At 70.5% G+C, this 14,206-nt stretch carries 11 protein-coding genes and 1 pseudogene; 9 read left to right on the top strand and 3 right to left on the bottom strand.

Annotated elements, in window-relative coordinates; all coding sequences use genetic code 11:
- Positions 1 to 43 precede the first annotated feature (43 nt).
- The 3 genes and pseudogenes from ACFYZQ_RS35985 to ACFYZQ_RS35975 form a co-directional block, all read right to left on the bottom strand.
- Positions 44 to 4,459: a putative T7SS-secreted protein gene (locus ACFYZQ_RS35985; protein ID WP_389157313.1), complete on the bottom strand. Its 4,416-nt coding sequence runs from the start codon at positions 4,457 to 4,459 to the stop codon at positions 44 to 46.
- Complete coding sequence (locus ACFYZQ_RS35980) at positions 4,459 to 5,133, bottom strand: hypothetical protein (RefSeq protein ID WP_389157311.1); 675 nt, start codon at positions 5,131 to 5,133, stop codon at positions 4,459 to 4,461. The genes ACFYZQ_RS35985 and ACFYZQ_RS35980 overlap by 1 nt, the downstream gene beginning before the upstream one ends.
- Positions 5,130 to 5,690: pseudogene (locus tag ACFYZQ_RS35975) on the bottom strand (hypothetical protein). Before ACFYZQ_RS35975 ends, ACFYZQ_RS35980 begins: the two are co-directional and overlap by 4 nt.
- A 275-nt stretch (positions 5,691 to 5,965) precedes the next feature.
- Here ACFYZQ_RS35975 and ACFYZQ_RS35970 point away from each other — a divergent pair.
- From ACFYZQ_RS35970 to ACFYZQ_RS35930, 9 genes are all read left to right on the top strand, one after another.
- Complete coding sequence (locus tag ACFYZQ_RS35970) at positions 5,966 to 6,829, top strand: hypothetical protein (protein WP_389157308.1); 864 nt, start codon at positions 5,966 to 5,968, stop codon at positions 6,827 to 6,829.
- A gap of 85 nt (positions 6,830 to 6,914) precedes the next feature.
- Positions 6,915 to 7,619 carry a Flp pilus assembly protein CpaB gene (gene cpaB / locus ACFYZQ_RS35965; RefSeq protein WP_389157306.1) on the top strand — a complete coding sequence of 235 codons (705 nt, stop codon included), beginning with the start codon at positions 6,915 to 6,917 and terminating at the stop codon, positions 7,617 to 7,619.
- A 12-nt stretch (positions 7,620 to 7,631) separates the two neighbouring features.
- Entirely contained in the window at positions 7,632 to 8,882 is a 1,251-nt protein-coding gene (locus ACFYZQ_RS35960) for a CpaE family protein (RefSeq protein WP_389157303.1), read from the top strand.
- A gap of 59 nt (positions 8,883 to 8,941) precedes the next feature.
- Complete coding sequence (locus tag ACFYZQ_RS35955; protein ID WP_389157325.1) at positions 8,942 to 9,271, top strand: pilus assembly protein; 330 nt, start codon at positions 8,942 to 8,944, stop codon at positions 9,269 to 9,271.
- Position 9,272: 1 nt separating this feature from the next.
- Complete coding sequence (locus ACFYZQ_RS35950; protein WP_389157300.1) at positions 9,273 to 9,653, top strand: TadE/TadG family type IV pilus assembly protein; 381 nt, start codon at positions 9,273 to 9,275, stop codon at positions 9,651 to 9,653.
- On the top strand, positions 9,650 to 10,987 hold the full coding sequence (locus tag ACFYZQ_RS35945) for a CpaF family protein (protein ID WP_389157297.1): 1,338 nt from the start codon (positions 9,650 to 9,652) through the stop codon (positions 10,985 to 10,987). The genes ACFYZQ_RS35950 and ACFYZQ_RS35945 overlap by 4 nt, the downstream gene beginning before the upstream one ends.
- Positions 10,988 to 10,996: 9 nt before the next feature.
- The gene (locus ACFYZQ_RS35940; RefSeq protein ID WP_389157294.1) at positions 10,997 to 11,941 is read left to right on the top strand and encodes a type II secretion system F family protein; all 945 of its coding nucleotides are present in this window, start codon (positions 10,997 to 10,999) and stop codon (positions 11,939 to 11,941) included.
- Positions 11,942 to 11,965: 24 nt separating this feature from the next.
- Positions 11,966 to 12,856: a DUF5936 domain-containing protein gene (locus ACFYZQ_RS35935; protein WP_389157292.1), complete on the top strand. Its 891-nt coding sequence runs from the start codon at positions 11,966 to 11,968 to the stop codon at positions 12,854 to 12,856.
- 19 nt (positions 12,857 to 12,875) lie between these two features.
- On the top strand, positions 12,876 to 14,201 hold the full coding sequence (locus tag ACFYZQ_RS35930) for a sensor histidine kinase (RefSeq protein WP_389157289.1): 1,326 nt from the start codon (positions 12,876 to 12,878) through the stop codon (positions 14,199 to 14,201).
- The last annotated feature ends 5 nt before the right edge of the window (positions 14,202 to 14,206 follow it).

The following is a 14,206-nucleotide window of genomic DNA, read 5'->3' as shown; positions in this document are numbered from 1 at the left end:
CACTGGTCACACTGGCGGCGACGCCACCAACACCGAGCCCGGATCAGCCATTACCGCCGCCGCGGCCACCGACCCCCGTAACTGCGGCTGCAGTATTAGGGGTCCGGTAGATCGCAACGTAGTCCGGAGCCAGCCCCATGTAGTCGGTCCACGCCAGCGGGTTCGCCACATAGGTGGACGGATTCGGTGCCGGAGTCAGGCCGAGCGGGTCCGGGGTGAGGTACCGGGCCGCTTCAGGGTCGTAGTGACGGAAGTAGTTGTAGTGCAGGCCCGTTTCGGGGTCGTAGTACTGGCCCGGGAAGCGTAGGGGCGTGTACGCGGTGCTGTTGGCAGCCCATGCCGTCGTCCCCCACAGGGTGCTTCGGGTGCGCCAAGCGATGTCGCCCTGTTCGTCGATGAGTTCGTTCGGTGTGCCGATCAGGTCGGTGACGATGGCGAAGAAGCGGGAGTCGATCTCCTCTTGTGGGGCCTCGGCCGCGGTGATGCGTTCCGTCTGGGACAACGGTCGTAGGCCTTGGTGGTCCCAGGTGAGGGTGACCGGGTTGGGGAGGTCGGGGGACGTGGTGGTCTGTTCGCAGAGGGTGGTGCCGTCCCAGGTGAAGTCCACCCTTTCCAGCACCGTTTCGCCGTCCTCCGCCAGGCGGAGTTTCGCCGTGCGGCGGCCCAGGGGGTCGTAGGTGTAGCGCCAGCGGGTGCCGTCGGGGGTCACTACCGAGGTCAGGCGGTCCTCGGTGTCCCATTCGTAGCGCCAGGTGTCCGGCTTGCGGGAGAGGCGGGTCTTCTGGCGGAGGGTGACGCGGCCCAACGCGTCGTGTTCGTAGCGGACGTTGCCGGCCCGGGTGATGCGGGTGCCCACGTAGGAGCGCGGTCCCGTTGCCTCGCTGCCCGGGTGGCCCGGCGGCCAGGACGCTTGGGTCTGGTTGCCTGCCTCGTCGTAGGCGTAGCGTTCCGTCCACCCGGCCGCGTGGACCGCCGTCACCCTGCCCGTCGCGTCCAGGTCGAAGCGTCGGGAGCCGGACAGGTGGTCGTCTATCCCGGTCAGGTTGCCGTCGGCGCGGTACGTGTACGTCCGGTGCTGGACGGTGCGGCCCTCGGCTCCGGTCACGGACTGGGTGGTCAGGCGGCCCAGGACATCGAAGGTGTGCTGCAACGCGATCGTTCCGCCGATGTGGCGGGTCAGTTCGCGGCCCGCCTCGTCGTACGTGAAGTCGATCGCCCGGCCCGATGCCACCATGTCTGTGCGGCGCCCGCAGGCGTCGTACGACCAGGTGGTCCTGGCCCCCGTGGGTGTCGTACGGCCCGTTCTGCGGCCCACCGCGTCGTACGCGTAAGTCAGCGTTCGACCGTTGACCCTCTCCGAATGCAGGCGGCCGTAGCGGTCGCGCAGCAGAGACAGCGTCGTACCGTCCGGGCCCGTCGCCTGCGCGAGCTGGTCGGTCAGGTCGTAGGCGTACGTCGTGACCTGGCCCGCCGCGTCCTTGCGGAGCACCTGACCCAGCTCGTTGCGCTCGAAGGAAACCGCCTCGCCGAGCGCGTTCCGCCGTCCGACAAGGCGACCGGCCGCGTCGTACGCGTACGTCAGCGTGCGGTCGTCGAAGTCCGTCTCCGTCACCAGGCGGCCGGCCGCGTCGTACGCGTACGTCCACGTCAGGCCCTGCGGGTTCGTGACCTCCGTCAGGCGCAGTTCCGTGTCGTGGGCGAACTCGTAGCGGACGCCGTCCGGGCCCGTCCGTGCCGCCAGCAGGTCGAAGTGGGTGTACTCGTAGCGGGAAACGCCGCCCAGAGGGTCGGTGTGGCTCGTGCAGTTGCCCTCGCCGTCGTACGTCCACGTCTCCGTCGTGCCGTCGGGAGCCGTGCGGCGGGTCAGGTGGCCCTCGGTCGACCATTCCAGCTGCGTTGTCGCGCCGGTTGGGTCCGTGATCGCGGTCGGGCGGCCGAGAGCGTCCCTTTCGTAGCGGGTCACCGCGCCCAGCGGGTCCGTCTCCTCGACCGGCAGGCCCGCGCGGTCACAGACGATCGTGGTCGTGTGTCCCAGCGGGTCGGTCACGGATGTCAGGTGGCCCGCCTGGGTGTACGTGAAGCGCGTCGTGCCGCCCGCTGGGTCCGTCAGCGATGTGCGGTTGCCCCGCTCGTCGTACGTCTGGCGGATCACCGTGCCGTCCGGGTTCACCACCTTCACCGGCAGTCCCAGGCCGTTGTACTCCGCCCTCGACTCGCGGCCGTCAGGGCGGACCACCCGCGTGAGGTTGCCCGCGTCGTCGTACTCGAACGTCGTCGTGTGGCCCAGCGGATCCGTTGTGGAGAGCAGGCGGTTGTAGCGGTCCCGGTGGTAACGGGTGGTCGCGCCCAGGGGGTCGGTCTCAGCGACCACCTGCCAGGCTTTGTTGACCAGGTAGCGGCGTGTGTGGCCCTCGCCCGTCGTCGCCGTCGTGGTCCGCAGGCCCGTCGTCGGGTCCGGCTCCCCGTACGTCAGGCAGAGGGCCATGTGGCCCTCCGCGCCGCCCTCCGCGACGCAGCGGTCCCGGTCGTCGTACTCGTAGGTGTAGTTGCGGTCGTTCGTGTCCGTCCAGGACGTGATCCGGCCCGCGTCGTCGTACGTGAAGCGAAGGGGGAGGCTGGAGGAGTTGATGACCTCCGTGAGGTTGCCGTCCGTGTAGGCGAAGCGTTTCAGCTCCTCGCCTGTGGCGGCCAGGTGGTACGCCGTGACGCGGCCCGCCTCCGTGGTGATGCGGACACCCTGGCCGGCGCTCGTGAAGACGCCCAGTGGAGTGCCCTCCGCGTCGTACTCGAACGTGATCCAGTTGCCGTTGCGGTCGTCTATCTGTTCCAGGATGGCCAGGTCGGTACCGCGATCGACGAGGTGCCAGGTGCGCTGGGTCCGGGGGTCGGTGATCGTGTAGCCGTCGGCCACGCGGTCCAGAGGCAGGCGGGGGCCGTGGCTCGCCAGGGTCGGGACGCCCGGTGCCGGATGGGGATACGACAGGAGCAGGCCGTCCTCCGTGACGAAGACGACCCCCTCCGCATCGATCTCCAGGCGCTGGTCCAGGGTGGACGACCAGGACGGGCCGAACCAACGGCCCAGGTGGTAGCCGGACTCCACCCGCCGGGTGAGGACCAGCGGCAGCGCACCAGGGAGAACGACGTCCGTCTGCGGCAGGTACATCTTGCCGGTGGCGAGGTCGATCGGGTCGGTGCCCTTGCTCTCCACCGCTTCACCCTCTCGGGAGGGTTGCTGCGGGTCCCCGTTCACTCGGTCCCGCGCCGCGGTCCCGGCGGCGTCCTCCGTCCCCGCCCGTGCCTCCCGGCGTGCCGCCGCTTCCGCCGCCTGGCGGGTCAGGCCCGCTTCCGCGGCGTCGCGGGCGAGGCCCGCCTCCATGCCGATGCCGTCGGTGCCGACCAATTGCGGCAGGAGGCGTCCGCCGAACTCGGACGGGTCCTTGCGGAACTCGTCCAACATGGTCTTCGCGGCCCGGTCGGGGTGGGAGGCGGTGGAGACCAGGCCGGACAGCGTCATGCTGACGTTCTGCATGTACGCGGCCGGGTGGGTGATGTTGTAGGGGTCGGTGGGGTTCAGGCCGCGGGCGAAGTTCACCAGGCCGGCCGTGCCCTTGGCGACGCCGCCGACGAAGTGGGTGAGTTCGGTGCCGGCGGCCTGCGAGCCGTCGGTGAAGTCGTTGACCAGGCGGTCCAGGGGCGGGGGCTCGGCGGGCGCGTGGGCGAGTGCGGCTTTGACCTTGCCCTGTGCTTCGGAGGCGGCGGTGTTGCGCTGCTTGCGGGCCTCGGCGAGTTTCTGGGCGGCGGCCTTGATGTCGGCCTTGCCCGGGTCGTGGAACGTCTCGGGCTTCGGGCCGGGGTCCTGGTTCGCCTTGATCTTGGCGTTGTAGGCGTCGACCTTCTTGTTGTAGGCGTCGACCGCGTCCTTGGACGCCTGCACACCCTTCTTGTAGAGCTCGACGGCCTCCTTGGCCTGGCCTTGCGCCCACTTGACGGTGTCCGCGTACGACTCCAGCGCCCCCGCCGCCGCGTCGCACGCCTCGGCCGCCTGCGCCCACTTGGTGGGGTGCACGCCGAACTTCTCCCGGAAGGCGTCACCGCCCTCCCCTTGCCAGCCGGAGGAGTCGACCTTCCTCAGCCCGGAACTCACCTTGTCGAACGCGCCGTGGAAGTCCTTCAGGTGCTTGGCGCTCTCGCGGATCTTGCCGGGGTTGCCGTGGACGAGTTCGTTGGGCTCCTCGGTCTGGCCGAGCTGCTGCTCGCCCGGGGTGGCACCCAGGTCGGAGGCGATCTCGTCGCCCCAGTCCTCCACACTGTCGGCCCAGTCGTGCGCACCGACGTAGTCCAGGCCCTCGCCCACCTTGTCGGTGGCCCAGTCGACGCCCTCGCCGAGCTTCTTCTTGCCCGCGTCGTAGAGGTCCTCGGCCCCGCCCAGCAGCGAGTTGGTGATGTCTCCGATCCCCATCAGCCCTCGCCGCCCTGCTGCCCGGCGGCCCCGGCGCCCCCGGCAGCCTCGGCCCGGGCCTCGGGGGAGGGGCCGAAGGTGTTGTCGAGGTACTGGTCGTACTCCTGGTCCGAGACACCGAACGCGCCGTGCAGGTTCTCCGGGTTGATGCCCAGCGGCCCGGCGGTGCTGGAGGTCATCACGTCCCGGCCCGCGTCCTTCCAGCCCTGCTCACTGTTGGCCAGCGCCTGATCGAAGGAGGCCTTGCTGTAGTCCACGTCCCCGCCGAACGCACCGGACTTGGCGATGTCCCCCCAGCCCATCTTCTCCACCTCCTCCTCGGAGGCGTACGGATTGCCGATGGCCGCGTTCTCGACGACCTTGAAGGTGCCCTTCACATACTGGTCGTTCTCGTAGTACGTGCCCGCCGCCAGGCCCGTCCTCACAGCGAACCCGTTGCCCTCGTTGATCAGCGAGCGCACGCCCCACTCCCAGCGCTCGCAGAACGACTTGAACTCCCCCCTCAGCCCCTCATGGCCCAACTCCAGCCCGGACAGGGCGATGTCGCTGAAACCGCGCCCGGCCCCGGCCTCCCCGACCATGCCGAGCTCCTTCAGCTCACCCAGCGCATCGGTCAGCCCCTTGGCGATCAGACCGAGCCCGTCGGTCGCCAGATCCTTGCCGCCACCGCTCATGCCCCGTCCCCCGACTCCGCATCGATGTCGACCGCCGCCCCGTCCGGCACGATCCCCCGCACCGGCGGGAACAGTGCGTCCTCGCCCGCACTGCCCACGTCGAGAGCCACCCCGCACGGCACGTCCACGGCCGGCACCGCGGCGTCCAGCAGGCGCGCTCCGAGTCACCGCTGGTACGCCCACTCCCGGTCGCCCTCACCCCTCGCGAGCGCGAAACGCGCCAGGGCATGCTCGTGGGAGAAGGCGTAGATCCAGCGGATGCCGCCGAAGTCCGCGGTCAGAGGGGCGCCGTTCTCCGCGTCGAGGGGAACGAGTACGGCCGCGCGCCGGAACCCGCCCAGCAGGACGGCGAACTCGCGGCGCCTGCGCGCGACGGCGTCCGTGGCACCGGTGGAGGGTGCCGAGGGATCGGGCGAAGTGGTGCGCTCGGATGCCTCCGGCCCGGTCGGCTCCGGCTGCTCGGCGCGGGCCAGGTCCACGTAGTCGTACAGCCGGGATCTGGGTATTTGTGCCGTCGAGTCGGTATCGCCCCCGTGTTCGGACATGCAACGGATCATCACATCGGCGGTTTGTCGACTGCAAGGCAGTACGTGCCCCCGCCGTTCGGATACGGCCGCGAAGCGGCACGAATCCCACCCGCAGTTGGCCTGATGCTTAACCTGCCCCGATTTGGCGTGAGTTGCGCAAAGACAGTTACCGCCCAGCTATCCAAACGCTGTTCTCCGCTCACGTAGCCGTGGTTACAGTGCTCACGAAGTCACGCAATGAAGTCGGGCCAACCAGGGCAGTAACACAGCCCGGGCCGACGGGTGTGAAGAGCGGGGAGCTGCGCGTGCCAACTGCCATTGCCGTGACCAGCGCCGACATGGCGCTGCCGCCGCAGGATGAGCGGACCGTGCCCGCGGTCGTGCTGCGGGATCTGGACCAGCGGCCGATCGAGGACGCCCTGGCCGAACTCCAGGCGCTCGTCGAGCAGCACGGGCACGTCATCGTCGTGTCGTCGCGGGCCGTCCCCGAAGGGGTGACCCGGCGGCTGCACACCCTTCGCTCCCTCATGGAGAGCGACCGCATCGCCCTGTTCCGCCCCGAACTGCCGCCCCTCGGCATCGCCGTCCTCGCCCGCCAGTTGCGCCAGCTCGCCTCCTGCGACCTCAGCCCGGGCGTGCTCGCCTCCGCCGGTCGGTTGCTCACCCACTACATCCACGCCGGGGCCGTCCTCGGCTCCGTCGCCAGGCTGGACCGCGTGCCGGTCGACCTCAAGGCGCACGCCAAGTCCTGGATGCCCGGCAGCCAGTTCGCGGTGGTCGCCCACCCAGAGCCGCAACTGGTGCGGGTCGGGCCCGACGCCACCCTGAGCGGCCCGGAGTTCAGCACCTGGATGCTGGTCGCCAAGGGGCAGTTGCAGTCCGAGTGGGTCGGGGGAACGCTGGCGAAGTCGTGGGGCGTGCACGGTCTGCGTGAGGCCCCGCTGCCCGCCGAGTCCCCGGCCTGGTGGGGGACCGGCAAGGTGATCGAGTTCTGCAGCCATCTCGCCGACCTGTCCGTCCTCTACCAGTTGGTCACCTCGGTACGGCGGGGCAGCTGCCACTGGTGCGGCATCGACGTCATCGGCGACCGCTGCGTCTTCTGCTCGGCCAGCCCGCCCGTCCACGAGCCACCCGCCCCCCGGGCCCTCGAACAGCACACGCCCGCCTGACGAAGCGCCACATGACGTACGCAGCAACGCCATCGCTCAGTCCCGACCCCGCTCGACCGATTCCCCCAATGAGGTTGCACGGTTCATGAACTCCCGTCAGCGCCGCGGCGTGATACTCCTGATCCTGTCGGTCCTGTGCGCCCTCGGCGCGTTCGCCGGCGTGCTCTCCGTAGTCCACGACGTGCAGTCCAAGGTCGGTCCCGAGGTCACCGCGTACCAGGTGCGGTCCAAGGTGGCGCCCTACGCGCCGCTGAACCCGGGCCAGTTCGAGCAGATCAAGATGCCAAAGCGGTGGCTGTCCTCCAACGCCGTCACCAGCCTCCGCCAGATCGAGGGCAAGATCGCGGTGACCACCCTGGAGAAGGGCTCGCTCCTGCAGACCGACATGGTCGTCGACCAGCCCGCGCTCCAGGCCGGCCAGCAGGAGGTCGCGATCATGATCGACGCGGCCACCGGAGTCGCCGGCAAGATCACCCCGGGCTCCCGGGTCAACGTCTACGCCACCTTCCAGGGCAAGAAGGAGGGCGACCCCGACCAGTCGAAGATCATCGTCACCAACGCCCGGGTCCTCGACGTCGGCCAGATCACCGCCCTGGAGCCCGACAACAAGAACCAGCAGCAGCCCACCGACGCCGTCCCGATCACCTTCGCGCTGTCCACCGTCGACGCCCAGCGCATCACGTACGCCGAGTCGTTCGCCCAGCGGGTCCGGCTCGCCCTGGTGGCCCCCGGCAGCCAGACCACGGTCCCCGACAAGGACCGCACGTACGAACTCGCGACGGACAAGTGAGAGGCGCCCCGCATGCCCACCAGGATCCTCCCGGCGGTCGGTGACGCGGACGCGGTCCGGTCCCTCACCACCCTGCTCAGCCAGCTCCCGGACGCCGAACCGCTGCCGCCGGTCACCGACTCCACCCAGCTCGTCGACACCCTTGCCCGGCTCGCCGCCGAGTCCGTCGACGAACTGCCCGAGGTCGTCGTCGTACACGAACGCATCGGCCCCGTCCCGGCCCTGGAGCTGATCCGCGAAGTCGCCCTGCGCTTCCCGGCCGTCGGCGTCGTCCTCGTCACCTCCGACGCCGGCCCCCACCTGTTCGCCGCCGCCATGGACTCCGGCGCCCGCGGCCTGGTCACCCTCCCCCTCGGCTACGAGGAACTGGCGATGCGCGTCCAGGCCGTCGCCCAGTGGTCCACCGGCGTACGACGCCATCTCGGCCACGGCGCGGACGTGGTCAGCGGCGCCGGCGGCACCGTCGTCACGGTCAGCGGCGCCAAGGGAGGCGTCGGGGCCACCTTCGCGGCCATCCAACTCGCCCTCGCCGCCCAGGCCTCCGGCCGGAGCACCGCACTCGTCGACCTCGACCTGCAGACCGGCGACATCGCCTCCTACCTCGACGTCCAGTTCCGCCGCTCGGTCGTCGACCTGGCCGCCATCAACGACATCTCCCCGCGCGTCCTCGCCGACGCCGTCTTCCGCCACGAGACGGGGCTCGCCCTGCTGCTCGCGCCCGGCGAGGGCGAACGCGGCGAGGAGGTCACCGACCGCGCCGCCCGCCAGCTCGTCAGCGCCCTGCGCTCCCGTTACGAGGTCGTCGTGGTCGACTGCGGCGCCCAGCTCAGCGGCGCCGGCGCGGTCGCCGTGGAGATGGCCGACACCGCGCTGCTGGTGACCACCCCGGACGTGGTCGCCGTCCGCGCCGCCAAGCGGACGGTACGGATGTGGGACCGGCTGCAGATCCGCAAGGCCGAGGAGACCACGGTCGTCGTCAACCGTCACTCGCGCAGTACGGAGATCCAGCCGCCCCTCGTCCAGCGCATCACCGGCACCGCCGTGGCCCGCACCACCGTCCCGGCCAACTTCAAGGAGCTCCAGGCCGCCGTGGACGCCGGACGGGTCCACGAACTCGACGCCAGGAGCACGGTGAAGCAGGCCCTGTGGGCGCTCGCGGGGGAGGTGGGGCTGGTCAAGGCCGCCGAGGGCGGTCGACGCGGCCGTGCGCGGGGGGACCGGGGGTCGGTGGGCTTCCGGCGCCGGAAGGAGGCGGGCGGGTGAGACGGAGAGCGGACCGGACGGCGGACGACCGGGGCCAGGTCAGCATCGAGTTGCTCGGCATGACCCCGCTGATCGTGCTGACGCTGGTGCTGATGTGGCAGTGCGTGCTCACGGGGTACGCCTACACGCTTGCCGGGAATGCCGCGGACGAGGGGGTGCGGGCGGGGACGGCGGTGCCTCGGGGGGAGCGGCAGGGTGTGTGTGAGCAGGCGGCGCTGAAGGATCTGTCGGCCGCATGGCGGGACGGCGCCAGTTTCGACCAGTGCGATGGGACCGGCTATGTGACCGCGGACATCCGTCTGAAGGTGCCGGTCCTCTTCCCGGGTTCGATCGACTTCCCCGTCACGGTGCACGGGCACGCCAGCACCGTGGAGGAGGTGAAGGAGTGACATGCCGTACCGCCGTGAACGTTGCCGCGATCGGGGCCAGGTCGCCATCGAGTACCTCGGGTTCGTCCCGATCCTGCTCCTCGTCGGAATGGCCGGCTTACAGATCGGGGTGGTTGCGTACGCCGCAGAGCAGGCCGGTACGGCGGCCCGGGCGGGGGCTCGTGCCGCCTCACTGCAGCCGGGCTCCGCCCAACAGGCGTGCAGCGAAGCGGTCAGTGGTGGGCTCGACGTGCATTGTGAGGAAGCGCCGCAGGGCGACTCCGTCGAGGTGACCGCCAACGTCAGAATCCCCTCGATCGTGCCCTTCTGGAAGTTCGGCACCGCCCAGAAGACGGCCACCATGCCGCTCGACCACAAAGCCCAAGGAGCCCCCGCCCCATGAGTCTCCGCGCACGCATCAACACCCCCGAGGAGCACGGCAGCCGGGGCGAGGACGGCCATCTGGTCGCCTCCTACCGGGCCAAGCTGCTGGAGGAGATCGACCTCGCGGAGATGAGCTCGCTGGCCGCCGCCGAGCGCAGGGCGCGGCTGGAGCGGGTGCTCGGGCACATCATCAGCCGTGAGGGCCCGGTGCTTTCCACGGTGGAGCGCGGTCAGTTGATCCGCCGGGTGGTCGACGAGGCACTCGGCCTCGGCATCCTGGAGCCGCTGCTCGAGGACGCGTCGATCACCGAGATCATGGTGAACGGCCCCGACGCGATCTTCGTGGAGCGCGGCGGCCGGGTCGAACAGTTGCCGATCCGCTTCGTCTCGCAGGACCAGCTCATGCAGACGATCGAACGGATCGTCTCGACGGTCAACCGGCGCGTCGACGAGTCGAACCCGATGGTCGACGCCCGCCTCCCCTCCGGCGAGCGCGTGAACGTCATCATCCCGCCGCTCTCCCTGACCGGCCCCACCCTGACCATCCGGCGCTTCCCGCGCTCGTTCACCCTCCAGGAGCTGATCGGCCTGGGCTCGCTGGACGAGCACATGGTGTTCCTGCTGGCGGGCCTGGTGCAGGCGAAGTTCAACATCATCGTCTCCGGCGCCACCGGCACGGGCAAGACGACTCTCCTCAACGCGCTCTCCGGTCTGATCCCGGCGCACGAGCGCATCATCACCATCGAGGACTCGGCCGAACTCCAGCTCCAGCAGTCGCACGTGGTCCGCCTGGAGTCCCGCCCGCCGAACGTCGAGGGCAAGGGCCAGGTCACCATCCGGGACCTGGTCCGCAACTCCCTGCGCATGCGCCCCGACCGGATCGTGGTCGGTGAGGTCCGCGGCGGCGAGTCCCTGGACATGCTGCAGGCGATGTCGACGGGCCACGACGGCTCCCTCGCCACCGTGCACGCCAACAGCGCCGAGGACGCCCTCACCCGTCTGCAGACCCTAGCCTCCATGTCCGACGTCGAGGTCCCCTTCGTGGCGCTGCACGACCAGATCAACAGCGCCGTCGACGTCATCGTCCAGCTCACCCGGTTCGCCGACGGCGCCCGCCGCATCACGGAGATCGCCGTCCTGGACAGCCACGGCGGCGAGCCCTACCGCCTGGCCACCGTCGCCCGCTTCGACGCCCAGCCCATGACGCACGACGGCCGGGTGCACGGCGCCTTCCAGTACTTCCCGCTGCCGCGCCGCACCGCCGACCGCCTCTACATGGCGAGCCAGCCGATACCCCAGGCCTTCGGCGTCGCCCACACGCTGGACCAGCTGACCACCCGAGAAGCCAGGTAGGCCACCCCCATGGATCTCCACACCCTCGTCAGCCTCACCACCGGCATCACCCTTCTGACCTGTGTCCTCGCGGTGCTCGGCCTGCACGCCTACGCGTCCGGCCGGGCCCAGCGGGCGGAACTGGTCGACCGGCTGACGTACACCGGCCAGGTCACCGGCACCGGCCGCCGGCGCCGCTTCCGCAACCTGGACCGCCGGCTGCGTGGCACCGGACTCGGCAAGAAGCTGGAACTGCGGCTGGCGGCGACCGGCCTGGACGTCACCCCGGGCGAGTTCTTCGCGTACATGCTCGCCACGGTGGCCGCGCTCTGGCTGATCGGCCAGGCCACCCTGGCGCCCTTCTTCGGCCCGCTCGCCGGACTGCTGGGCGTCTGCGCGGCGTGGCAGTTCCTCAACTGGCAGCGCCAGAAACGCATCGAGCGCTTCATCAACCAACTCCCCGAGCTCGCACGCATCCTGGCCAACGCCACCCAGGCCGGCCTCGCCCTGCGCACCGCCATCGGCATGGCCGCGGAGGAGCTGGAGGCCCCGGCGGGTGAGGAACTCGCCAAGGTCGCCGACCAACTGGCGATCGGTCACTCCATGGACGACGCCCTCGGCGAGCTCGCCGACCGCCTCCCGTCCCGTGAACTGGTCGTCCTCGTCACCACCCTGGTCCTGTCCAACAGGGCGGGCGGACAGGTGGTCAGCGCCCTGCGCAACCTCACGGAGACCCTTGAGGAACGCAAGGAGACCCGGCGTGAGATCCGCACCCAGCTCTCCCAGGTGACCATGACCTCGTACGCCGTCCCGGTCCTCGGCGTCGGCGCCCTGTTCCTGATGAACGGCGTGAAGGACGGCGCGCTCGACCGCATGACCGGCTCGCCGATCGGCCAGGCCTGTGTGCTCATCGCCTTCGCCCTGTACGCGATCGGCTTCGTGCTGATCCGCCGCATGAGCCGAATCGACGTCTGAGGATCTGAGGAGATGACCGACGGCATGGCTGCCTTGCTCCTCGCGCTCGCCATGGGCATCGGCGTCCTGGGCGCCTTCATGGGCATCCGCATGTACCGGGCTGACGCCAAACTGCCCAGCGACCTCGCGCTGGCCCTGGAGGTCGGCTCTACCCGCACCGGCGCCGCGAACTCCGTGGTCGACCGCATGGGCATGCGCTACGCGCCCACCGTGCTGCGTCTGATGGGCCCCAAGCTGGTCGCCAGGTACCGCCGCAAGATCGACCTCGCGGGCAACCCCGGCGGCCTCACCATCGACCGCTACGCGGCCCGCCGCGCGGTGTACGGGGCTCTCGGCGGCGTGGGCTTCCTGGTCTTCCTCCTCCGCGGCCAGTGGTTCGTGGCACTGCTCCTGCTGGCCTTCGGCGCGTTCTGGACGGAGGTCGGCATCTGGTCCGCGATCCGCATCCGCAAGGACGTCATCGAGCGGACCCTCCCGGACTTCCTGGACGTCCTCGCGGTCGTGGTCAGCGCGGGCCTCGGCTTCCGCCAGGCACTTGACCGCGTGGCATCCCGGTACGAGGGACCCTGGGCCGACGAACTGCGCATCACCCTGCGCCAGATGGACCTCGGCATGAGCCGCCGCGAGGCCTTCAGGGAACTGCGCCGCCGCAACGACTCGGAGCAGGTGGCGATGTTCGTCACGGCGCTCCAGCAGGGCGAGGAGCTGGGCGCCCCGATCGTCGACACCCTGGTCGCCCTCGCCAAGGACATGCGCCGCACGGACGCCCAGAACGCCCGCCGCAAGGCCGCCCGCGCGGTACCCCGGGCCACTCTGATGATCACCACCTTCATGGTCCCGGCCACCATGCTCCTCCTCGCCTCGGGCCTGCTCCTGGGCTCCGGTGTGGACTTCGGCTCGATCACCGGGAAGTAGAGGGGGTGGGGTGATGGCCATGGCGACGACGAGGTGGCGGGTGGGACCGGTCCGGCGGTGGCGGGCCGCCGACGGCGACGAACTCCGACCGGAGCCACCCGCCCCCGAGAAGCTCCAGCTCCGCGCCCTGCAGGCCATGTGCCGCCAGGTGTTCGGCTTCCGCCTCGCCATGATCGCGCTGGCCGCCCCCGCGGCCCTGGTCAACGCCGCCCCGGGCATCGGCGTCCGCCTGGTCGGCGCGGCGGTCGTCGTCACCTTCATGGTGTCCTACGTCCTGTTCAGGGACTGGGAACGCTTCGGCCCCCTCCTCCTACGCCACCCCAGCCTCCTCGCGGCCGACACCCTGACCGGCTCCCTGCTCCTCATCTCGGCCGGCCCGGACACGACCCTCGCCTACGTCAGCGTCTGCACCCCGCTCCTCGCGGGCCTGGTCTACAGCTGGCGGGGAGCGGCGTGCTTCGCCTCCCTCCAGTCCCTGATCCTGCTCCTGGTCCACGCCACGCTGAGGGGACATCAGGACGCCGAACTGGCCGAGTCGTTGCTCCTGCCCGGCCTGTGCGTCATCACGGGCGCCGTGGGCTCGACACTGCGCAACCTGATGCTCCGCTTCGGCACGGCCACCCAGGCCCTGACGGAGGTCCAGGCCCGCCTGGCGGTGACGGAGGCCGTGAACGCCGAACGCGCCCGCCTGGCCCGCGAGATGCACGACTCGGTGACCAAGACCCTCTACGGCGTGGCCCTGGCCGCGGACGGTCTCGCGGCCTCGGCATCGGCGGACCGCAAAGACCCCGCCGTGCTGCGTGCGCAGGCGGAACTGGTGGCCCGGTCGGCGCGTAGGGCGGCGGCTGAGGCCAGGGAACTCCTCACCGACCTCCGCCGGGAGAGCGACCCCGTCGACGGCACGGACGTACTGACGGAACTGGCCGCGCAGACCGAGGACTTCACGGCCCGCACGGGCATCCCGGCGACGTACCGGTCCCCGGTCGGCCTCGATATCCCGCCGATCCCCCCGGCGGTGGCCCGCCAGCTCCTCACGGTCGTCTCGGAGGCCATGGAGAACGCGCACCGCCACGGTTCACCCACCCAGGTGCGCGTGGAAGCGGCGGTCGACGGCGACGACTTACTGACCCTGACCGTCTACGACGACGGTCGCGGCCTGCCACCGGGCACCACCCTCGACCACCTGCGCCGTACGGGTCACTTCGGTGTCGTGGGCATGATCGAACGGGCTGAGTCGGTGGGCGCCCGTATCCGTATCGGCCGGGGTGACCATCCCCGCGGCACGGAGGTCCGCCTGGAACTCCCGCTGGCGGCCCTGACCCCCGTACCGTCCCAGGACGCATGAGAGGA

The organism is Streptomyces sp. NPDC001843 (assembly GCF_042891955.1).
In the GTDB taxonomy this organism is placed as follows: Bacteria; Actinomycetota; Actinomycetes; order Streptomycetales; family Streptomycetaceae; genus Streptomyces.
Note: the sequence above shows the minus strand (reverse complement) of the source record. Positions and strands in the feature narration are given on the sequence as shown.